General features: G+C 42.4%; 18 protein-coding genes. 10 read left to right on the top strand and 8 right to left on the bottom strand.

Annotated features, from left to right (window positions below):
• Positions 1–106 precede the first annotated feature (106 nt).
• Complete coding sequence (locus tag ACVBIU_RS18135; RefSeq protein WP_447164482.1) at positions 107–2,278, top strand: sensor domain-containing diguanylate cyclase; 2,172 nt, start codon at positions 107–109, stop codon at positions 2,276–2,278.
• Here ACVBIU_RS18135 and ACVBIU_RS18130 read toward each other — a convergent pair.
• The gene (locus tag ACVBIU_RS18130) at positions 2,275–3,714 is read right to left on the bottom strand and encodes an alpha/beta hydrolase (protein WP_447164481.1); all 1,440 of its coding nucleotides are present in this window, start codon (positions 3,712–3,714) and stop codon (positions 2,275–2,277) included. The two genes, ACVBIU_RS18135 and ACVBIU_RS18130, sit on opposite strands and share 4 nt — an antisense overlap.
• A gap of 87 nt (positions 3,715–3,801) precedes the next feature.
• Here ACVBIU_RS18130 and ACVBIU_RS18125 point away from each other — a divergent pair, with 87 nt between their 5' ends.
• Positions 3,802–4,281 (top strand): DUF6942 family protein, encoded by a 480-nt coding sequence (locus ACVBIU_RS18125; RefSeq protein ID WP_447162201.1) that lies wholly within the window; start codon positions 3,802–3,804, stop codon positions 4,279–4,281.
• A 340-nt stretch (positions 4,282–4,621) separates the two neighbouring features.
• Here the strand turns inward: ACVBIU_RS18125 and nadE are convergent, their stop codons facing one another.
• Entirely contained in the window at positions 4,622–5,452 is an 831-nt protein-coding gene (gene nadE / locus ACVBIU_RS18120) for an ammonia-dependent NAD(+) synthetase (RefSeq protein WP_447162200.1), read from the bottom strand.
• A gap of 202 nt (positions 5,453–5,654) precedes the next feature.
• Here nadE and ACVBIU_RS18115 point away from each other — a divergent pair, with 202 nt between their 5' ends.
• From ACVBIU_RS18115 to ACVBIU_RS18105, 3 genes are all read left to right on the top strand, one after another.
• Positions 5,655–6,299, top strand: a complete 645-nt coding sequence (locus ACVBIU_RS18115) for a LysE family translocator (RefSeq protein WP_447162199.1) — start codon at positions 5,655–5,657, stop codon at positions 6,297–6,299.
• Positions 6,300–7,667: 1,368 nt separating this feature from the next.
• A complete protein-coding gene (locus ACVBIU_RS18110; RefSeq protein WP_447164480.1) occupies positions 7,668–8,438 on the top strand; it encodes a hypothetical protein in 771 nt (256 codons plus the stop codon).
• A 941-nt stretch (positions 8,439–9,379) separates the two neighbouring features.
• Positions 9,380–9,724, top strand: a complete 345-nt coding sequence (locus tag ACVBIU_RS18105; protein WP_447162663.1) for a hypothetical protein — start codon at positions 9,380–9,382, stop codon at positions 9,722–9,724.
• Between the two features lie 43 nt (positions 9,725–9,767).
• Here ACVBIU_RS18105 and ACVBIU_RS18100 read toward each other — a convergent pair whose 3' ends face one another.
• Genes ACVBIU_RS18100 through ACVBIU_RS18090 form a run of 3 tightly spaced genes read right to left on the bottom strand, consistent with a single transcriptional unit; the run spans position 9,768 to position 12,955 of the window.
• On the bottom strand, positions 9,768–11,318 hold the full coding sequence (locus ACVBIU_RS18100; protein WP_447164479.1) for a PhnE/PtxC family ABC transporter permease: 1,551 nt from the start codon (positions 11,316–11,318) through the stop codon (positions 9,768–9,770).
• 1 nt (position 11,319) lies between these two features.
• Entirely contained in the window at positions 11,320–12,096 is a 777-nt protein-coding gene (locus ACVBIU_RS18095) for an ATP-binding cassette domain-containing protein (RefSeq protein ID WP_447164478.1), read from the bottom strand.
• Positions 12,097–12,100: 4 nt separating this feature from the next.
• Complete coding sequence (locus ACVBIU_RS18090; RefSeq protein ID WP_447162660.1) at positions 12,101–12,955, bottom strand: putative selenate ABC transporter substrate-binding protein; 855 nt, start codon at positions 12,953–12,955, stop codon at positions 12,101–12,103.
• Between the two features lie 284 nt (positions 12,956–13,239).
• On the opposite strand from ACVBIU_RS18090, the gene ACVBIU_RS18085 reads away from it, so the two are divergent.
• Both ACVBIU_RS18085 and ACVBIU_RS18080 read left to right on the top strand, forming a co-directional pair.
• Entirely contained in the window at positions 13,240–13,914 is a 675-nt protein-coding gene (locus ACVBIU_RS18085) for a response regulator (protein ID WP_447162659.1), read from the top strand.
• Positions 13,905–15,257 (top strand): ATP-binding protein, encoded by a 1,353-nt coding sequence (locus ACVBIU_RS18080; protein ID WP_447162658.1) that lies wholly within the window; start codon positions 13,905–13,907, stop codon positions 15,255–15,257. The genes ACVBIU_RS18085 and ACVBIU_RS18080 overlap by 10 nt, the downstream gene beginning before the upstream one ends.
• A 3-nt stretch (positions 15,258–15,260) precedes the next feature.
• Here the strand turns inward: ACVBIU_RS18080 and ACVBIU_RS18075 are convergent, their stop codons facing one another.
• A complete protein-coding gene (locus ACVBIU_RS18075) occupies positions 15,261–15,953 on the bottom strand; it encodes a 2OG-Fe(II) oxygenase (protein WP_447162657.1) in 693 nt (230 codons plus the stop codon).
• A 107-nt stretch (positions 15,954–16,060) separates the two neighbouring features.
• On the opposite strand from ACVBIU_RS18075, the gene ACVBIU_RS18070 reads away from it, so the two are divergent.
• Together ACVBIU_RS18070 and ACVBIU_RS18065 are read left to right on the top strand one after the other, a co-directional pair.
• On the top strand, positions 16,061–17,317 hold the full coding sequence (locus tag ACVBIU_RS18070) for an HD-GYP domain-containing protein (RefSeq protein ID WP_447164477.1): 1,257 nt from the start codon (positions 16,061–16,063) through the stop codon (positions 17,315–17,317).
• A gap of 269 nt (positions 17,318–17,586) precedes the next feature.
• The gene (locus tag ACVBIU_RS18065; RefSeq protein ID WP_447164476.1) at positions 17,587–17,916 is read left to right on the top strand and encodes a DUF3135 domain-containing protein; all 330 of its coding nucleotides are present in this window, start codon (positions 17,587–17,589) and stop codon (positions 17,914–17,916) included.
• A 149-nt stretch (positions 17,917–18,065) separates the two neighbouring features.
• Here the strand turns inward: ACVBIU_RS18065 and corA are convergent, their stop codons facing one another.
• Both corA and ACVBIU_RS18055 read right to left on the bottom strand, forming a co-directional pair.
• Positions 18,066–19,013 carry a magnesium/cobalt transporter CorA gene (gene corA / locus ACVBIU_RS18060; RefSeq protein ID WP_447162654.1) on the bottom strand — a complete coding sequence of 316 codons (948 nt, stop codon included), beginning with the start codon at positions 19,011–19,013 and terminating at the stop codon, positions 18,066–18,068.
• 108 nt (positions 19,014–19,121) lie between these two features.
• Complete coding sequence (locus ACVBIU_RS18055; protein WP_447162653.1) at positions 19,122–19,487, bottom strand: hypothetical protein; 366 nt, start codon at positions 19,485–19,487, stop codon at positions 19,122–19,124.
• Between the two features lie 166 nt (positions 19,488–19,653).
• Between ACVBIU_RS18055 and ACVBIU_RS18050 the strand changes: the two genes are divergently transcribed.
• Positions 19,654–20,328, top strand: coding sequence for a DUF2057 domain-containing protein (locus tag ACVBIU_RS18050; RefSeq protein WP_447164475.1), 675 nt, complete (start codon positions 19,654–19,656; stop codon positions 20,326–20,328).
• The last annotated feature ends 278 nt before the right edge of the window (positions 20,329–20,606 follow it).

Below are 20,606 nucleotides of genomic sequence, written 5' to 3'. Positions count from 1 at the left end.
TCAGTCTCTGATATTTGGTTAAAAGTTGATATCTAGCTATAAAGTTAATAGATTGTAAACTGCCAAGACAAAACAAAAACTTCCACCCTAACTAAGGCGCATATTTTTGGGGAAAATAGAAAAAAACAAATTATTGTTAGCCACTTCGTTAGGCGTAATCGGCTTAATCATCAACCTATACCCGATACACTTATTTGCTAACATTCAACTGATCCTTGGCAACGTTTCCTACGTTATTGTCGCAGTATTGCTGGGCCCTTGGTATGCACTTTATACCGCAATCATTACCGTCACCGGCTTAATGATTGCCTGGGACAGCCCTCACGTTTACGTCTTATTCGGCGTTGAAGCGCTCTGCTTAGGTTTAGCTAGAAGAAAAGATATTTACGCCTTATATGCCAGCTTTAGCTTTTGGCTATTTATCGGTATGCCGCTCTTCTACCTTTATATCTTTTTATTTTCCGACTTGCCTAGCAGTCATATTGCATTCGTCATTTTAAAACAGGGAATTAATGGTCTGGTTTATGCTTGTATCGGCTCTTTGCTGATCATCTTAACGCCCTCTTTCTGGTACTTTTCATACAAAGTAAAGGACAAGCAGCGTCGAACGTTCAATGCACAACTCACCTATACTTTTACCCTCGTCATCACTATCGCTTTGCTATTGTCAGCCTTACTGTTTAATAACCAATTTATTGAACGCCAACAACGCTTGCTATATAGCAATATTAAAAGCTCAGCCAACCACCTGGCTTTATCAACGCAAGCCTATCTTGATTCGCATACAAGAGCGATTACCAATGCAGCTGCTTGGCTCAGCCTAAATAAACACAGTAAGACAGAAGAACAAATATTACTGTCTGAGCTACATAATAATTACTCTGGATTCATTACTATGTTGCTCGCCAATGACGAAGGCAACGTCATTGCCGCTAGCCCCGCGTCCTTGCTTACCAATGGCACTGTTAATCCTCAAAAATTTAGCATCCGTGACAGAAACTATTTTATCGAATCTTATATAAACCAACGCGCTTATATTTCACCACCGTTTTTAGGTAAAGGCTTTGGTAATGATCCTATTGTAGCGATTAGCTCGCCCATTTACCCAGCCAACAACCCTCATCAACCGATAGGTATTATCGAAGGTTCACTCAATTTAAATGAATTTAAAAAGGTTGATAAATTCAACACTGATTCACAGCACCAGTCCATTGTGCTCATCGATAAAAATAGAAAAGTGATTTACGCCTCAGATGGACTCGATATAGCGCCCTTGAGCGAGTTTAGCTTCTCACAACCTAGCGAAAACTATATTACCTCTCTCCCAATGCTTAATATCAGCCACGGCGACAATAAGGCGCCTGAGTATGTTTATGCCAGTGTGACGCTCAGTAATGATTGGCAATTATTTGTACTGAATCCTTTTAGGCCATTGGTAGAATTGGTCGAAAGCATGTACTTAGCCACGTTTGCAATACTGCTTATTTCATTATTGATCACTATTTATATTTCACGAGTGATCAGTGCGCGCCTGACTCTGCCTTTAGAAAATATCGCCAATAAGTTCAGCACTAGCCTTGAAGGTAATAATGTCGAATATGCTGTAAACGAAGAGTCTCCTCAGGAGGTTTATTCGCTATTTAAACGTCTACAGCAAAGTAAGAGTCAGCTTATTGGTTATCAACTAGAGCTAGAGGAGAAAGTAGCAATACGGACCCTGGAGCTTGAGCACGCCAATAGCAAGTTAAAAGCGCTGGCAGAAAAAGACCCACTAACGGGCTTATATAACCGCCGCTATGCAGAAGATAAGTTTCCAGCGATTCAAGAGCTTTGCCAACGAAGCGATGAAGTCATTGCAATCGCATTGCTAGACCTTGATAAGTTCAAGTTTATTAACGATACCTATGGTCATGACGGAGGCGATCTCACCCTTAAACGCATTGCCAAGTTGCTAAAACAAGAGTTTAAACGCGATTCAGATATTATTGTTCGGTATGGCGGCGAAGAGTTTCTGTTGATCATGCCACTGTGTAATGCACTAAAAATTGAACATCACTTGGAACGATTTAGACAGAAACTTGAAAGTCTAGTCATCGATGCTAAGCAAACGTTTCAAGTCACCACCAGTATCGGAGCAGTTATTGGTAATGGTACCTTTAGTACATCACTGGAAGACTGGGTTAAACAAGCTGATCTCAACCTATATCAAGCCAAAGAAGCCGGTCGAAACCAATTAGTGTTCACGACCTTAGAAGATAAAGATCTCCCTGACAATTAGGGGATAATCGTCTCGTCCATTTTACTGAGTATATAGGGATAAAATGGATTCCATTTCTGTCTCATGATCTCGCTAGCCGGAACACTGAGCACCCCTTTCTCTCCTCGAGAAGCACCTGAGCCTATCTGAATATGTTGCTTGTCAGCATCCCAAACAGGGCCATACAAGCCATCGCTCATAGGAAACGGTAATGCTACGTGTGACAGTGAATAAACTTGCTTAGGCCAGCTTAATGACAGCGGTATGACACTAGCGTCATTGATACTACGGCTTTGAATTGCACGACTATCAAGGCTCTGGTTTTCAATTAAGGTAAAATCATAATTGAATTCTCCATCGGTCATCATCTGTCGATAAGGTTGTAACGGATCATTTAGAATCAGGCTTAAATTGACTTGCGTACGGTTAATATCAAATAGCACCAATTCATGGCCTGCATCAGGTAGCTGGCTATAGAGTGCACTTATCACAGCGCTTGTATCCACGGTATCATCAGTCAGTGACTGAAAGGTCAAAATGGGAGATAAAGCATTTAATCCCGTCTGCCCGAGCTGCTTTATCAGCTGTTGATTACGCATTGAAAGTTGATAAACAACATCCCCAGCGTTAACCGCAAAAGAACCATACTTAAACGGATCGTATTCAGCTTGAATACTGTTCCAGCTCAGTTTATCTAGCCCCAGCACAGTACCTAGCCTTGCTTGCCATTTAGCCCCTGCGGCAACAGGAGGTAAACCGATTGCAGGAGAAAGAAAAATCATCGCCGAGTAATCAGCTAGTTTTTTCGTCGCTAAGCGCTCTAATTCATAGTTTAGCGCGAGCGCTGCCCCTGTGGAAAAACCAACTAAGTAGAGGGGTTTGTCCCCCAACGCTGTTTTCATATGCTGGGTAGCCAGCGCTACAGCTCCAGCCATGTCTTGCCAGTAGATATTGGTGAGTGCTGAGGGTAAAGTGCCATGGCCTGGTAACCTAAGCCCTAAAACATGAGCCTTATTTTTATAATGCTTGCCGAAGTGTGACATGGCGTACGGAGAATCAGACATGCCGTGCAGTAGCAACACGCCGTATTCGGCATCAGCTTTGGGCCACTCATAGCTGCGATTCCAATCTTGCTCCCAGTGGCCAGGATCCGAATAACTGCCTCTCACATAACGATTAATGATATCGAAGGACTGTGGGTCGACAGGCTGCTGATACACTTTACTTTCTAGCTCAGCGAACAGTTTATCTTCAAGCTCCAGATATTCTTCAAAGCTATTAAGGTTGCTGTTTACGCGATATTCAGAGGTTAAGTCGGTAGTATGCCAAAGTGACAGATCGGGACGGGAATTTAAAAACCATACGGCCATAGCAATTAACGCAATGCTAGTGCCTAAAGATGCATAAAACAAAGCAAAGGCAAGATGTTTTGTTGATCCAATAATAATGGCTTTCATAAGCGTCGCTATTCATCCTAAACAGGCAATATAATAAAAGATAACGTACACGTTTTTAATACGAACTGGTAAAGATAAGGGCTTACATTGAATAAAAATAATTACCTCATCGGCGAACTCACCGCGAGCACCTGCTTTTACTTACCCACTCCACCAGCAATCATTGATGACTGGCATTACCACTCAAGCGATGCAATCGCGCAACTTATCGACGCTAATGGCAATCATTGGCGTAAAATATTTACCATAATGGCTAAAATTTCAGTGACCGATAAACAGTGGAAACACTATCGCGATACACAATTATTAAAACACAACGAATCTATCTGCATCGGTGCCACCAAGTTAACGCCAGGCGCCACACTTCACATTGTTTGTGGCCAGCAAAGCGCTCACGCATTGTCATTATCTGAACAACAATTTAATCCAGTAGATCCCACAACAACTTATATCAGCAGGCACCTTAATCAAGCCATCTATCTGTGCCCTTATCTTGATTATCGTCAATTTCCGAACCTGCAAATAGATAAGTTAAGGGCCAGATTAAACTTGCCCGCACTAAGCTAATCTCTAAGCCAACCTCTGAGCTCGTTTGCTTAAGGTTAGCGCTTAACGCTATGGTTTAACGATGCCGCTTAAAGATAAAGCTTAACGCTATTACTTAAAGCCATTTTTTAAAGCTATTGTATAAAACTGTTGCTTAAAGCGGTTTCTTAAAGTCATGCCAATACTCGATGTTGTAATACAGAACAACATATTTTCTAGGCAAGTACAAACAACAAAGGCGCCTAGGCGCCTTTGTTGTTAATCAAGTCATTGGGTTAATATCAAAATTTATAAATCACATTATTTGCTCATAAAATTTAGCATCTAACGCAACCCAAGCCGCTACTCAGCCGCTTTGACCCTAGTCATAAATTGTTGGAATTGGCTCACGCTTGTGTTGAGTCGCGCGGTATATACCAACTAGCTTATCATTAACGAAGTGGCTGACTTCTTTACCCTCTAAAAAGTCATCAATTTGATCATAGGTTAAACCCAGTGCGACTTCATCTTCTAATTGCGGTTTGCCCTCTTCCAGATCAGCCGTTGGCGCTTTAACCACCAGCTGTTCAGGTGCACCTAAGCATGCAGCTAGCTGGCGAACTTGACGCTTATTTAGGCCAAATAAAGGCGCTAAATCACAGGCTCCATCGCCCCACTTAGTATAAAACCCGGTTATATTTTCAGCACTGTGATCGGTACCAACCACTAAACCACCGACTAAACCCGCGATCTCGTATTGAGCAACCATGCGCATTCTTGCCTTCACGTTGCCTTTCACAAAATCAATTTTATCATCTTCTGGTAAGCTAATACCCGCGGCTTCAACGGCAGCCAGCGTTTCACTATGAACACCATCAACGCCAAGTTTTACATTCAGCGTAACTTGCTTTGAAGGTTGAATAAACTGACAAGCCAATTGCGCTTCATCTTCATCCTTTTGTACATCGTAAGGTAAACGAACTGCAATGAACTGGTATTGGTTAGTCTCTGAGTCAGCGTTCAGCTCATCAATAGCAAGCTGACACAAGCGACCAGCCAATGAAGAATCGACACCACCACTGATCCCCAAAACTAAAGAAGAGGTACTGGACTGCTTAAGCTTTGACTTAATAAATGCAACCCGTCTTTGTATTTCAAAAGCGGGATCAATAGCCTTAAGCACTTTCATTTCTCTTAAGATCTGTCCTTTCACGTTCTGCGCTCCAATAGTGTTGGCATAAAATCGGTGTCTATTATGGGCCAATTGTTGCGATTATTCACGGGCTGATTACTCACAATCGTGTTAATTTATTATTTCTAAACTCACGGCTGTTTTAAATTAAGCTTCTTGGCATTTACTCAATAGCTATGTTGCTGTTAATCAGCAGTAAATCAAATAATTACCTAGGCATCAGATGGAACTTCAATTACTTATATCACTGTCATTCATCCATCTCATTGCGCTAGCAAGCCCAGGGCCTGATTTTGCTTTAGTGGTTCGCCTTGCCACTCAAGAGTCTCGCGCTGCAGCTGTTGCCTCGGCGCTTGGCATAGCGGTCGCGATTCTCGGGCACACCCTACTCAGTTTAACGGGGGTTAGCCTTATCATTCAAAGCTCTGCCCTTTTATTCACCCTTGTTCAGTTGGCTGGCGCTAGCTATTTAGCCTGGATGGGCATGGGCGCGATAAAAGCTGCATGGCTGCACTGGAAAGATCCTGTATCGATTGAAACAGCCACGCAAGGGCGAGGAATAACCCCTTATAAAGGCTTTATGCAAGGGCTCTATACCAATATTTTAAACCCCAAGGCTCTGGTGTTTTTCATCACGCTATTCTCTACTCTGATCACCCCACAGGTCAGTTTCGCAACTAAGAGTATGGCCGCTTTACTATTGTTTTCTTTATCCTTTATCTGGTTTAGTTTGATTGCGGTAGTACTGTCCAAGCCCACTATTCAGCTTAAAATGAAACAGGCCAGCCCACTAATTAATCTCGTTACCGGGCTTGTATTTATTGGCGTAGCACTGATGATTATCTCGGGACTCGTGGCATCACACTAGCAAATCGAATACAGCGAGTGCTGGACAGGATGTCCGAATGTCGTGATCGCATGGTCAATGATGTTCCCTACATCATAATGACATTTCCCATATTCCTAAGGGTCAGATGTGAAGGAGTGACCTTATGTGCAGATACTGCTGAGGCTCGCCCCTAGTAGGTCCAGGTAGGCTTAAGAAAACATCTGATGTGAATGGATTCACAAATGCCGCGGTGACATGGATGACATAGATGACATAGATGACATAGAGCAGCCATGTTTTCATCGGTTGCAGCCGTATCAACGTTGGATAATTGGCGCCTTCATTTGGGAAGTCGTGGTTTGATGTCTAACTTGAAAATGCCCCAAAGTTGGTTGCCCTTCGAATGAAGGTTGATTACATTTTTTGAGTAGTTGCTACGGGGAAGCGAGTTCTCAATTGTCACTTCACCGTTACCAATCGCCTGCAGCGGGTGCTGGACAGGACGTCCGAATGTCGTGATCACATGGTCAATGATGTTCCCTACATCATAATGACATTTCCCATATCCCTATGGGGCAGATGTGAAGGAACGACCTTATGTGCAGATACTGCCGTGACACGCAACAAGTCCATCCTTGGAAGCTCGGCCATGACGTCCATATCATGGACGGATCTACACCGGATAATTGGTGTATTTATTAGGCCGTAGTGGTTTGTTGTCTAACACGGAAATGCCCCAAAGTGAGTTAGCCTTCAAATGAAGATTGATTACATTTATTTTTGGGTTGGTGTTATCAAGTAGAGTTTTTGAACTTGTTGCTTCGTAGTTATCAATCGCCTCCAGCGGGGGAATGTGCAGATACTGCTGAGGCTCGCTGCGAGCACGTCCTTGTGAGCTCAACGAAAACGTCCCTGTTTTCGACGGCCTCAACCGCATCTACACCGGATAATTGGTACTTACATTTGGGCTTTAATTGTTCGGCTTACAACTTGGAAATGCCCCAAAGTTGGTTAACTTTAAGTTAAACGTGGATTACGTATTCTCATGTAGTCTGAAATAAAGCTAGATATTTATACAGGTATAACTAAACGTGAGCAAAAACACCGCTTATGGCGCAAATAAAGATGCCAAAAACTGTCCTGCTAGGACATCGATAATTTTTAACATTTTGTAAAACCTATAAAAATCAGACTTATGACAAATGTCAAAAAGTGATACACGGACCCATTGAACACCCTAGGCTCTCTTTCTCCGCAGACAATAAGGCAATTTATGTAGTCTAAAATTAGACTACATCTATTTACAGCAATACCTTAGCAGTGATAATTTGTTCAAAAAAATTAACGAGTTACCGAGAACGTTATCGAGCGACTAATGAATAAGCTGTTAGGGCTAGAGGTATAGTGTTGAGTAAAAATTTAGAATCTTGTTATGCATGTAATAGTGCTGCTACTAGTCGTGAGCATGTCCCTCCCAAATGCCTTTTTCCTACAGAATTAGGGAAAAATCTAAGAAAAGATTTAATTACAGTTCCAAGCTGTGATCAACATAACGGTAAAAAGTCTGATGATGATGAGTTTTTACTTGCTAGTTTAGCTGGAATAATTGGTTGTAATGATATAGGAATATTGCATAAATTTACTAAAGTTGATCGTGCTATTCGACGAAGCGGTGGTCGATTACTTAAGAAAGTATTAAAAACTTCAGAGATCAAATCTCATAAATTAGAAAATGGAGATGTTCTCGAAGTTGCTTGGGGTAAACCTGATCTTAAGCGGTTACATGATTGTTTTGAACTCATTGGTAGAGGCTTGTATTTTCATAAGCTTGGCGAACGCTTCAAAGGTAAAGTGATATGCGAAGTAGTGTATGTCCCAATTAATGATCGTGGCAGAGCTGGTTATAGAGAGTTTGCAGTAGAGCAAATGCAGAAAGAAATTGCCAATACTGATATTCAAGGTGAAAATCCAGAGGTGTTTCAATGGGCCATAGGTCCTTTAGATTATTCAGGAGCCTGTTGCGGTAAAATAATCTTTTATGGCAATTTGTCTGTTTATTTAGCCTTTATTCCTGAATCTTTTCGAGAAGAAGATTACGTTAATCTTTATGATATTGCTAAAACTGCGAGTAAACCTGTTTATATTCAAAAAGACGGGAAAAAGTACAGAATTAACTAGCCCTAATCGGGTAGTCGGAGGTCTCTAACCTCCAGCCCCCACACCACCCTGCATGCGGCTCCGCACAGGGCGGTTCATCTAGAACGCCTAACCTAAATTCTCTGGTTAGGGTAATGAACTGCGATCCATCTATCTCTTAGTGAAAATAATCCTGCTTTCCTAAGATAGTCATTAGTAATGATAATGTGAACCGTATAGTTGAGAGCCTAAGCACTAAATGATTTTTGTCCAGAAATGAGTTTGTAACATCTGAAGTAGCTAATTCGGAGAGATGAATGCTGAGATGTGAATACGGCAGTGACCTTCGACAGCAGGGAAGCTGTCGTAGAGGCTATAGGGACACTTCTTACGAAATCAAAAGCCGCGCCGAGTCACTGAAGTGTTCGCACATTCCGCAACAGGCTATAAATCTAATGAAACAGAAAATCTAGAACAGGCATAACTCTTTCAAAGCACGAATCTCACCACGAAGCGCTTCGCTTTCACGGAGGTCACGGAGAAGATCGTAGAGCAAAAGATTAAAATGTTTGATGACGAGCCTTTTACTGTTGCTTTTGTTCTAGCTGTTGCTTTTCTTCGTGTAGCGTAGCGCTCCGTGTTCCAATAATATCCGTGTTTAACGGCCAGTTCGCTATCCCTAGCTTTCGCTTATTAGCACATGGCTTCGCCATATTCGCCGTGGTGAATAGCTTATGTCCAAAAGTGAGTTGGTAAACTCAAAGTTTTTCGCAAGTATCCGCGATAAGTTGTAGTGGTAGATGGCTCAGTATGAATAAGGTACAGCTCTGATGCGATGTGTATTATCTGATGCTTCTGTCTGATGCTTGGCTTCAGTGTTTCTAATCTGGTTAAATGTCATTATTGTGAAGCCGCCTATAGAATACCGCTTATACTTTCACGTAAGCTCTACACCACAAGTATCATTTCAAAGGTAGAGTCTCATGTGGTGGCGGATCCTTCTTATCTGTTTAGCTTATCTTCTTATCGGCGCACACTTTTTACGCTTTGGCCAAAATGAGGCGTGTATTGCTTTTGCCCTAAGTCCATTATTGCTGTTTATTAAAACCCATTGGGCGACTCGATTACTGCAAGTGGGTTTAGTCGTATCGGCATTTTTAGTGTGGGGAGTTAGTAGCTTTGAATACATTCAAACCCGAATATTGGCTGACGCGCCTTGGTATCGCCTGAGTGCCATTATGGCGGGTGTTATTGCCTTTACGCTTTTAGCGGCTTGGTGTGGTAATGGCATCATCGAAAAACGCAAGCAACGTAACATCTTTAGTTAACAGATCTATCAAAAACGCAGCTAGCTCCTACAACGCTTTATTGTTAATGAGCACACCCTAGCTGCGTTTTGTTTTTATTGTACAAAATACGCCGACTCAAGATATCAACCACTATATTGACCAAAGCAGTTACACACATCAGCACTAATGCGCCGTTATAGCGGATCTCTTCAAAATTACTGTCGATATAAAACCCCAATGTGGCGATGCCTAACATGCCTAAAATGGCGGTTTCTCTTAATATCACCTCAAAACGATAAAACAATAACGCTATCATGTTGGGGTATATTGCAGGCAGCACTTCATAGCCGTAACCATCGAGCCTGCCATTAAAATGGGCCGATACCGTGACATCGTCCGCGTGCCGAATGGTTAAGTACGCAATAAGCGCACCGTTATGAATTGCCAAAGCGAGTATCGCTGGCAACATTGACGGCCCTAGCAAAAGCATAAACACGAAGGCAAATATATATTCTGGTACAGAACGCAGTACCAATAATCCCAGCCGGTTAATATTAGCGATAAAGCGTCCACTTAAGCGTTTGTCACTCACCGCGCTCCCTATTAGCGCAAACAGGTGGCTCATGCCCAGTGCAGCTAAAGCGAGTAATAGCGTTGCTATCACACCGGGTAATGCTTGCTCACTGAGTAACCTGCTTAACCAATCAACAAATTGGCTCAGTAACGCCATGCCTGAAATCGCGCCACTTTGATATGCATGACTTTGCAGCGAAGAGTCTTGAAACATGGGCGGCAAAATATCTTGGCTTAGAAAACGCCAAATAAGCCCACCATCAACATGAGGTATGGTTGGCAATGCCCATATTGCGACTATAAAATAAATCGGCAGTAATTTTATACGCCCCCAATATGGAATAGTGCCTATCAAGGCAATAAATAGCATTAGTAAAGCAGCGCCTTGATGATAATGACCTTGGCGAAATGCTGATTCAAGATAAAAACCTAAGGTCGGCATACCGACAAAACCTAACACTGCGCTACTTCTCAATGCACACTCAAACCGATAACGTACATAGGCTCGAATCGGCACTAAAACATGTGCAACTCGACCATAAAAGTATCGGCTAATTCGGTCAGTCTGATTGGGGAAAGTTTGCAAGGTTGTGGTGGGAGCTTGCTGCAAAATATCACTAAAGACCCGGGCAAAGGTTGCCCCGTATGGCAATGCTATAGCAAGAATACCGGTCAATGGTGATAAACCAAAAATCTGTAAAAACAGCAGTGCCCAGAAAATCTCATGAATAGAGCGAACAAACGCACACATGGCGGCAATATAAGGCTTGTGGTAGATAAGGGATACGGGCGCGCCCCACACCAGCGCTAAGAATATGCCTAGCAGTGCAAAACTCACGGTCTGCCATAACGCATCGAGTAGATATTCAGTGGCAAAGAAATCCGGCGCGGCAATACCTTTAGCAATCAATAACAGTTCTGCCCACGGATCTAGGGCAATAATTTCGGTATCCGCGGCATAAAAACAGATAAAGGTTATCAGCCATAGCAGCAAGGTCACTTTTTGCCAGTAACCAACAAAGGTAAACAGACTAAACCTCGAGCGATTGTGGGAGCGCAAACTAAAGATGTTTAGCGTCGCTTTGTAGCGAAGCGCTTGTACAAGCTGAACTGTTACCTGAACTGTTAGCTGAACTGTTAGCTGAATGACGGTTAAATAAAGCGTGCGCAGCAGAGTCTGTAGCTAACTTATCTTGATAAAAATCTTCTAGCGTATCGACATCCAGAGAACTTGCAGACACATCGAGTACTTTTCTGCCCTCTTTTAAACCGATAACACGGTCAAAATGGGTCAAGGCCATATCCATGTCGTGCAAAACCATTACCACCGTACTGTGGCAGGCTAAAACATGGCTTAACAAGCGTTGCCCCATAACAGGATCGAGCGCAGAAAAAGGCTCATCACCAATAAATAATGTTTGATGTTGATATAAGGCGCGCGCCAGTGCCACACGCTGCCTTTGCCCACCCGACAAGGTTGAAACTGGACTCGTTAGTGAGCAGTCCAGTTCCAGTTCGGTGGCAATTTGGTTAACCTCTTTTAACGGCTGGTGCAATGGATAAGCAAGGTTCAATAGATTGTAATACCAGCGATGGCGATTAAGTGCCCCCATAAAAATATTATGAAACACACTTAAATTCTCAACTAAACCTTGTCGCTGTGAACATAGCGCCGAGCTTGACCGTAATCGTTCATAAATATGATTTATCAAGGTCGACTTGCCACTACCGGAACGACCAATAATGGCAATTTTTTCACCTTTGCTGATGACTAAGCTCTCAAGATCTACAACCACTTTATCGCCAAACTGAATAACGACATCTTTTAGCGCTAACATGAGGTTAGTCTATCAGCCCTATTGCTTTAGCCACATCTTCTATCGGCTCATAATCTTGATTCTCAGCCGGGACAAATGACTGGCGAGGAAAGCTTTTTAACAGATGAGGATCGGTCATGCCAATGAGCGCCGACTCCACTTTTGCAGCAAAGCCTGGGCCAAACTCTTTATCAACGTCACCGCGAATCGTCCACTGATAATCAGGGTAAGCTGGACTTTCCCAAATCACATTCACTTTATTAAGATCCACTTTGCCGTTGGCTAATGCGGTTTCCCATACCTTGTAATTAACAGCTCCAACTTGATAGACCCCCGCTTGAACCTGAGTAATTGTGCGGCTGTGATCACCTGAGTAACCTATGCGCTTGAACACATCTTTACTGTTTTTACCTAAGTTTCGCTCGATAAAAAATTGTGGCATTAAGCGGCCAGAGGTCGAGTTTTTTGAACCAAAGGTGAAGGTGTAACCGTTTAAGTTTGGAAAGTTGTCGCTAGGTACAATTTCTGTTGATGCATGGGCAATAAAGTAGCTCTTAAAAAACTGATCTTCGTAGCCTTGAGCAATTGCCTCAGAACCCGGCACTAAACGCCTAGCTTGTACACCAGACAGTCCGCCAAACCAAGCCAGTTGCACTTGATTGTTACGAAAAGCCGTTACCGCTGCAGAATAAGACTTTACTGGGATATATTTAACTTCAACACCGAGCTTTTCTTCAAGGTATGTGGCTATTTTATCAAAGCGAGTCCGTAATTGACGTTCATCTTCATCTGGAATAGCTGTAAACGTAAACGTAGTCGCCATCACACTTGGCGTTAATAACAGTAGCACTAGCACTGTAAATCGCCTTACAAGCGACATATTTTAATCCTTTTGCGGGTAAATTTTCACGTAACCTTAACGAAAAAGCAGCAATAAACCCAGAAAAAACGACACAAAATAACGTCTAATTCGGTATTTTTTGTATTTTATAGGCAAATATCATTCTTTAGTTCAAATAAACAACATCCAAACCAGGTGCATCACTAAGTTCAGCCTTGGTTAAGTATATAAAGCGTAAGCTTGTTCTACTAAGAAACACCTAGTTGGCAGTAAGCATAATTCTGCGTAAACTAATCAGTATTGAATTCAAGGATATTGTGACTATGCGAATATTAGTTGTTGAAGATGACCCTATCTTGTCTCACCACCTCAAAGTGCAACTGAGTGAGTTAGGTAATCAAGTGCAAGTAGCATTAACAGCGAAAGAGGGATTTTACCAAGCAACAAATTATCCTATCGATGTGGCTATTATCGACCTAGGCTTACCCGATCAAGACGGGATCAGCCTAATTCAAAGTCTGCGCGATAATGGCCTTAAAGCCCCCGTTCTCATTCTTACTGCTCGTGTGAATTGGCAAGACAAGGTTGAAGGCTTAAATGCTGGCGCCGATGACTACTTGGTGAAACCGTTTCAAAAAGAAGAGTTAGTGGCACGCCTCGATGCCCTGGTTCGCCGCAGCGCAGGCTTTGTCAAACCACAGATAACTAGCGGACCACTAGAAATCGACCTGGCAGCAAAGCAAGTCAGCCTTAACAGTCAGCCTATGGAAGTGACCGCGTTTGAATACCTTATTCTTGAGTATCTGATGCGCCACTGTCATGAAGTCGTCGCTAAGCAGCGTTTACTCGATGTGATTTACGGTGACAAAGAAGGTGATCCAAACACAATCGAAGTGATGGTTAGCCGTCTTCGTAAAAAGCTCACTAAAGATGGCCTCGAAAATCCCATTGTTACCATTCGTGGTCAGGGCTATAAATTCAACCTACCATGCAGTTAGGATTCAAACCTAAGAAACGTCTGCTCACGCGGATGTTTCTCACATCGTTATCAATTATTGCGCTAGTAGGCTTTGGCTTAGCGTGGATGGTTAATATCCTCCACGCGCAAAATAGTTACAACGAAGAGACCGCGCAGCTTATTGCAGAGATCCCCAATGTCGCCGCAGAACTGAGGGAACATGACCTTATTCCTGACAACAGCGACGAATGGCTCGAAGAAAATAGCGCAACTCAACGATATATTATCGCCAGCTGTGATAGTACCTTCAATCAAGTATGGACTTCATCATTAGCGGTCGATCGTGGCCTATTTGATACCTGCGAGCGCTTTAACGAAATAAGAGACACCTCTCCGCCCTATTACTTATCCTTAGCCGATAATAAAGGTTACTTTGTCTACTTATTATCACTCGATATTGCCAGTAACAAATACAATCTATTGGTATTAAAAGATGCTGAGAAAATTGAAAAGGAATACAGTAAGTTTAGTCGCCTAACCTATGTTCGCTTAGCCTTCGTACTCGCGCTTGCATTAGTGCTTTTGATCAGTGCTGCCTATTGGGGAATGCGACCTTTAGTCAGGCTTAGAAATGAGTTGAACTCGATCAACAATGGTAAAGCTAAATCGTTGTCAGATGGCTACCCAGTAGAGCTAGAGGGAGTGACCCAAGCGCTAAACCAACTGTTAGTGCAATCGAGCGCCCAGCAACAGCGATACCAAAATGCAATGAACGACTTAGCTCACAGCCTTAAGACACGGTTAGCTGCAGTACATGCGATTACCGATGATCGTACTCTTGATAAAGAGGCTTGCAGCGAGAAGATTATGGAGCAAGTCAGCCAAATGGATCAATTGGTTAAATATCAATTGAAGCGTGCCATGTTAGGCCGTAAAGGCCTTAAACAAGAGCAGACCCAAATTGCCCCCTTGGTTAACCAATTGGCGCAGATGCTATTTAAAGTGTACCGCGACAAACAAGTTCAATTTGAAGCCGCTATTCCTATTGAACATGTGTTCCCAGGTGATAAAGGCGACTTAATGGAACTTTGCGGTAACTTGATGGAAAATGCCTTTAAGCTATGTATTTCAACAGTAAAAGTGTCATCGTACTATAACGATGCTGGTGAGTTTGAGTTAGTGGTTGAAGATGATGGTCCGGGTGTTGAAGAGAGTATTCGTCAGAATATTATTGAGCGAGGTGTGCGCGCCGATACTCAAAAGCCCGGTCAAGGCATAGGCCTTGCGGTGTGTAATGAGATTGTCATTAGCTATGGCGGACGCCTAAGTATCGAAACATCCAAGCTCGAAGGCGCCTGTTTTAGGATCTCGATCCCTATCTAGATATCAGCCAGCGCTATAGAGTTGTTCGGCGCGATTAAACATGATCCAAGAGGTCGCGATATACTTATCGTGACTCTTGGGAATGTTTCCCCGATGAGAATGAGTAAAGCCTGCAGGGGCGATGACCATAGTGCCTTTCTTGGGTTTAATCAGCTTATTCTGATAATAAAACTCTGTCTCTCCGCCCTCCTCAACATCATTCAAATAAAACATATACAGAACCACACGGTGTAAGGCTTCGTTATGACTTACTTGGGGGAACTGCTCTGAATGCCAGTGGGGGTAACCACCTTTAGCTTGTAGATACTTTTGAATATTGATACTGCCACTGCGGTACAAATACTTAATGATGGCCTCCGCACGACTCTTGCCATAGCGCTCATAGTTCTCTGGGGTTAACGTGACAGACTGACCTTGTTCGTCGGCAACATTCACGGCGACGGCGCCCATTAGCGCCATCGCATACTTGTCAAAGTATTGGGTTGCATAAGATAGCGTATAACCGAGCAGTTTATTCTTCAGCGGCGCTAAGTCTTCATGGGAGTCGAGCATAAGATCGAAACTGCGTTTTTTTGATTCATCAACTCCACCACCAGTTCGGCCAGCCCTTACTCCTGAGTGCGTATCAAACTTGCTTATCAACTCATCGCAAAAGTCATCAGGGATCGCATTTGGGTATATTTCAATGAAGTCCATTTTAAGTTTCTCTGTTTAGCAATATGTGTAAATTTATCAGTTAAGTAATTGTAAATTATATAACTTGAGTTAAAATAGCAAATTAGGATACGTTCGATAAAATACCCATGACGAATAGTTGTAAAGTCGCAGTAGCACAGTTGCAGATCGGTAACTTTGTTCAGTTACCGATTGCGTGGAAAGATCACCCTTTCATATTCAATAGCTTCAAAATAAAACAACAAGCTCAGATTGAATTGATTAAAAATCTTGGTATAGAGTTTGTTTACCTTCGCCCGGAGCGTAGCGACACCCAACCGCTTTCCTGCATTGAAGCTAAACAAGCGACAAGCATTCTTGACAATAACCTTGAGCGCTTATCTGGCGAGCTAAATCAACAAAAAGCCAAAAGCATCGAAGCCCAGCAATCGTTAAGACGCCATTTACAGAAGACTGAAAAACACTTCACCCGCAACGTTGCCATGATGAGAAGCCTCATCGGTAAACTGCGTAATCGCCCGCTTGATGCGGTCAATGAAGCTAAAGAGCTCATTCATGGTGTTGTTAATCAATTACTCACTGACGATAAGCTAGTACTTCATTTGATGTCTGACGCCAAAAGTGATGAAGGGATCTATTATCACTCGCTGAATGTGGCCGTACTGTCCATGCTCATTGCCAAAGAGTTAGCTTGGAGCCGAAAAGACATTGAGCTCGTCGGAATGGGCGCACTATTTCATGATATAGGCAAACTCAAGGTTCCGACTCAACTGCTGCGAAAGGCCACGCCTTTTACTCATGCAGAACAGATATATTTTAATCAACACCCAGCAATGGGCGCTGAGTTATTAATTGCCGCAGATAACTTTCCTAAAGAAGCATTGCCTATCATCTTAAACCATCACGAGTTTTTAGACGGTTCGGGTGTACCTAAAGGTAAAAAAGAAACAGATTTAGATAAGCTAAGTCAGTTGGTTTGTGCCATAAATACCTACGATAATTTATGTCACTCTGACCGCAGTAAAAAAGCCAAGACGCCTTATTCAGCCCTCGGTTATCTGTATAAAAACTATCAGTCACAGCTGAATCAGCAAGTGATTAGTCGCTTAGTCAAGATGCTCGGTATTTATCCGCCTGGCAGTATTGTTGAGCTAGCCTCGGGTCAGTTTGCCATGGTGATGTCGGTCAACTTAAGCCAACTACTGTTACCACGGGTGTTGGTATATGATCCCACCGTACCCAAAGAGCAAGCACCTATTGTCGACCTGGCCAATGAGGGCTTAAGCATCGTCCGATGCTTACCTGTTGCAGCGCTTCCGGAAAAAGTGATTAAGTACCTAAACCCTAGGGAGAAGATCAGCTACTTCTTTGGTGCAGAAAAGTAATATTAGTCCAATAAATATCAGCCCTTTCAGTGGGAATTAACATTCCTGCAAGCTAGGGCGATATCTTTGCGTAATACACTGAAAAATAATTCTCTTTCGTTGTAACTCGACGTAAAACCGCCCCGCACAGATATATATCTAACAAAAATGGGGATTAATGACTGGTATAACCACGCGCTTAAAATAGCCTGCATATTGCAGGTTTCTTGCCCAATTAGCGCTAACTGACTAGTTTTATAGAATGAGTTATCACGCTGGAGGAAGTTATTATGACTAAACTTCCAAGTTTTGACCGATTATTATGGCTTGCAGAAAATGCCCCAAAAAAACTAGATGCACTACAAAAACACCTTTGCAAAGAAACCATCGCCCAAAGCAGTAAAGCGAACCAAGCCAATCTCACCTGTTTGCTTGATCACTTAGACAAACGCTTAGCGCTCTGCAACAGTCCTTATCAACGTTGCCAAGTCGTTAGCGAGCTGATGTTTAAAAAACTTGCGCTATTAAATCAGGTGTATTCTCAACCTGAACTGTTCTTTCAAAATAAAGCGGATGTGGTCCCCTTTCAGCAAAAGACTAAAAAGGGTAAAAAAGACTAGAAAGGTTAATCGCGACCGTAAACAACATGCCATGGGTATGTGACATCGGCACAAAAAAGCTCGCGATTGCGAGCTTTCTTTCTTTCTTTCTTTCTTTCTTTCTTTCTTTCTTTCTTCAATAGCGTGGTTGCTAGCTATTGCAGAGTAAACTATAGCCAACCTTTTCGTTTAAAGAAAAAATAGGTTCCCGCAGCACTACCAAACATCATTGCAATCGCCATTGGGTAGCCCAATTTCCAGTCAAGCTCAGGCATATTTACAAAGTTCATGCCGTAGGAGCTTGCTATCACTGTTGGCGGTAAAAATACCACGGCGGCAACAGAAAAGATCTTAATGATCTTGTTTTGCTGCAAACCACTAAAACCCATAGCGGCATCGAGTAAGAAGTTCAGCTTGTCGAAAATAAACTGACTATGAGGCATCAAAGACTCAATATCTGACAGCATCTCACGCAGATCTTTTAACTCATCATCGGTCAATTGGCCACGATAATGCTTCTGCATAAACCTTAACGAACGTTGGGTATCGAGCAAACTTAATCGAATTTTGCCGTTTGAATCTTCTTGGCGGGTGATCAGCTTAAACACATCATCAAGCTCTTCATTCTTAAACACCTCTTCACTGACGTTTTCAAGTACGGTATATACGTCCTCAATCAGGTCTGAAAGATAATCGACTTTAAGATTAAATAGCTCTAGCAAGAGAGTTTCAGGTGTAGTTGCGTCGATTTTACCCAGTCTCAGGTAGTTACGCAGCAAGCGGATAAGTCCCACATCTTCGTCACGGATTGTCAGTAAAAAGTTTTTGCGTAAGTTAAAAGAGACGTTTACGCCTTTAACATCTTGCCCTGCACGCTGTGGAAACAAAGAGTTGATGTGTAATCCATCATTATTCTGATAAAAACGCGCAGAAGCCTCAATCTCATTGATATCCTCTTCATCCGGCACATCTTCAACAGAAAAATGGCTTAACCATTCTCTTTCATGTTCATCGGGTTTATATAGGTCCAGCCAAATAATACTGGGAGGGATACTATCCTTGATGCTCAATTCAATAATCGTAAGTTTACGATCCTCATAGGCATAGGCTGTAATCATAGCTCCTCCTTTAAACGCTTATAGCAAATATTCTGAACAAAAAATTTGGGCTATTCTAACCTATAACGTCATATTACAAAGGGCAAAGCATAATAAAGTGCACAAATATTACTTATTTACCGTATTAGCAACGATAATTCTTTCCTGATTGGACAATCTAATGCGAATTCCGTTAACAGTTGTTAACTCATTGCTAGCAATATCCTTCTTTCTAACTTGATAAACTACGGTTTCCTCACTCATAGGTGACACTATCGTTACACTGACAACTTTATTACCATCACTCCAATCCCAATACCAATAGGCAGCTGACGCAGTGAGAGATAAGCTGACGAGCACATAAGCACCAAGCCGAAGTTTCATGTTCTTGCCTAACTCTTTTGTACTCGCTCGGACACCTTTTTCTCTCGGTTTACGGATATAAACCATCGCGCCAGCAATGATAAGTAAGGTGATTAAAATTTTAGTGAGCACTTGCTTCCCCTCTGCGGTGTTTAGGGCAATTATACCCGCATATAACAAGATAAACTGTTACTAATATCCAAGCATTACGACGTAAGTCAGTAATAAAATCATCTTACTATGCAACTTTAACATCATTCTGCTATAAAGAAGACATTACACCATATTAGGATCCCAGATGAATCGTTATTATGCCGCAGCTTGTAGTTCTGTTTTATTGTTAAGTTCGTCAGCATTGGCTGATGTGACCTTGTCTATGCCATCTAATTCAGAACTCGTCCTCGTCAATGGTATAGAAACTAGTGGCCATGAAACACTTAAACTAGACAATGGCACGAATCAGATTGCGTTTCGCTATCAGGGACGCTATCAACAGCAAGGTTCCCAAACTCAGTTTCAATCTGACGTAATCATCATTAAGTTCGATGAAACGAATGCTGAGCTTTCGTTAACCTTACCAAGAATTCGCTCTAATAGTGCTGCTGATAAGTTCAACCAATCACCACAAATCTCATTGGAAGATGCTAATAAACAAGTGATTAATTTCGAGCAAGGAAAGTTAATTAAAGACGGCTTACAACTAGGTCGTGACTATAAAACAGAGATGGCAGCGTACAATCTGACTCAGCAAAGCGCCTCTCTTAAGCTACAAGCCCCCCCAGAGGCAACAGTGCAAGCCGTAACCCCAGCGATAATTGCAGCGCAGGCATCTAGTCCTACAACCGCTACAGCTACAGCTACAGCCGCTCAGCCTAATAATCAGATAAATGTCGGTCAAATGCTTGATTTTTGGTATAGACAGGCCGATGAAGCAACACGTAAAGCGTTTAAAAAGCGCATCGAAAATCAATAATAAACTGAGCAATAACGTCTAAGTGTTAAGGTTAATAAAATAAACAACTGCTGTAGCTTATCGTAGCGCCTAAACGGAAAAAGCCTCATCGAAATATGAAGCTTTTATCTTTATGCTTGAGGGTAAGTACAGTGATAGCCACATGCTCACGAGCGCCTAGTTTTAGCTAAACTGGGGCGGACTATCTCTTTTTAAAGAATTATACCAATCTAAGTAAAAATATGATCTAATTGCATTCATCGTATTCTCTTCATTTGTGGTTATGGATAACTTTAAAA

It is taken from the genome of Shewanella sp. 30m-14, assembly GCF_052977125.1.
This window is presented reverse-complemented; position numbering and strand designations above follow the sequence as displayed.

Excerpts from the sequence above, each read along its gene's own strand:
- ACVBIU_RS18130 (WP_447164481.1), bottom strand. The coding sequence starts at position 3,714 with ATGAAAGCCATTATTATTGGATCAACAAAACATCTTGCCTTTGCTTTG.
- ACVBIU_RS18115 (WP_447162199.1), top strand. The coding sequence starts at position 5,655 with ATGGAACTTCAATTACTTATATCACTGTCATTCATCCATCTCATTGCG.
- ACVBIU_RS18105 (WP_447162663.1), top strand. The coding sequence starts at position 9,380 with ATGTGGTGGCGGATCCTTCTTATCTGTTTAGCTTATCTTCTTATCGGC.
- ACVBIU_RS18095 (WP_447164478.1), bottom strand. The coding sequence starts at position 12,096 with ATGTTAGCGCTAAAAGATGTCGTTATTCAGTTTGGCGATAAAGTGGTT.
- ACVBIU_RS18090 (WP_447162660.1), bottom strand. The coding sequence starts at position 12,955 with ATGTCGCTTGTAAGGCGATTTACAGTGCTAGTGCTACTGTTATTAACG.
- ACVBIU_RS18085 (WP_447162659.1), top strand. The coding sequence starts at position 13,240 with ATGCGAATATTAGTTGTTGAAGATGACCCTATCTTGTCTCACCACCTC.
- ACVBIU_RS18080 (WP_447162658.1), top strand. The coding sequence starts at position 13,905 with ATGCAGTTAGGATTCAAACCTAAGAAACGTCTGCTCACGCGGATGTTT.
- ACVBIU_RS18075 (WP_447162657.1), bottom strand. The coding sequence starts at position 15,953 with ATGGACTTCATTGAAATATACCCAAATGCGATCCCTGATGACTTTTGC.
- ACVBIU_RS18070 (WP_447164477.1), top strand. The coding sequence starts at position 16,061 with ATGACGAATAGTTGTAAAGTCGCAGTAGCACAGTTGCAGATCGGTAAC.
- ACVBIU_RS18065 (WP_447164476.1), top strand. The coding sequence starts at position 17,587 with ATGACTAAACTTCCAAGTTTTGACCGATTATTATGGCTTGCAGAAAAT.
- corA (WP_447162654.1), bottom strand. The coding sequence starts at position 19,013 with ATGATTACAGCCTATGCCTATGAGGATCGTAAACTTACGATTATTGAA.
- ACVBIU_RS18050 (WP_447164475.1), top strand. The coding sequence starts at position 19,654 with ATGAATCGTTATTATGCCGCAGCTTGTAGTTCTGTTTTATTGTTAAGT.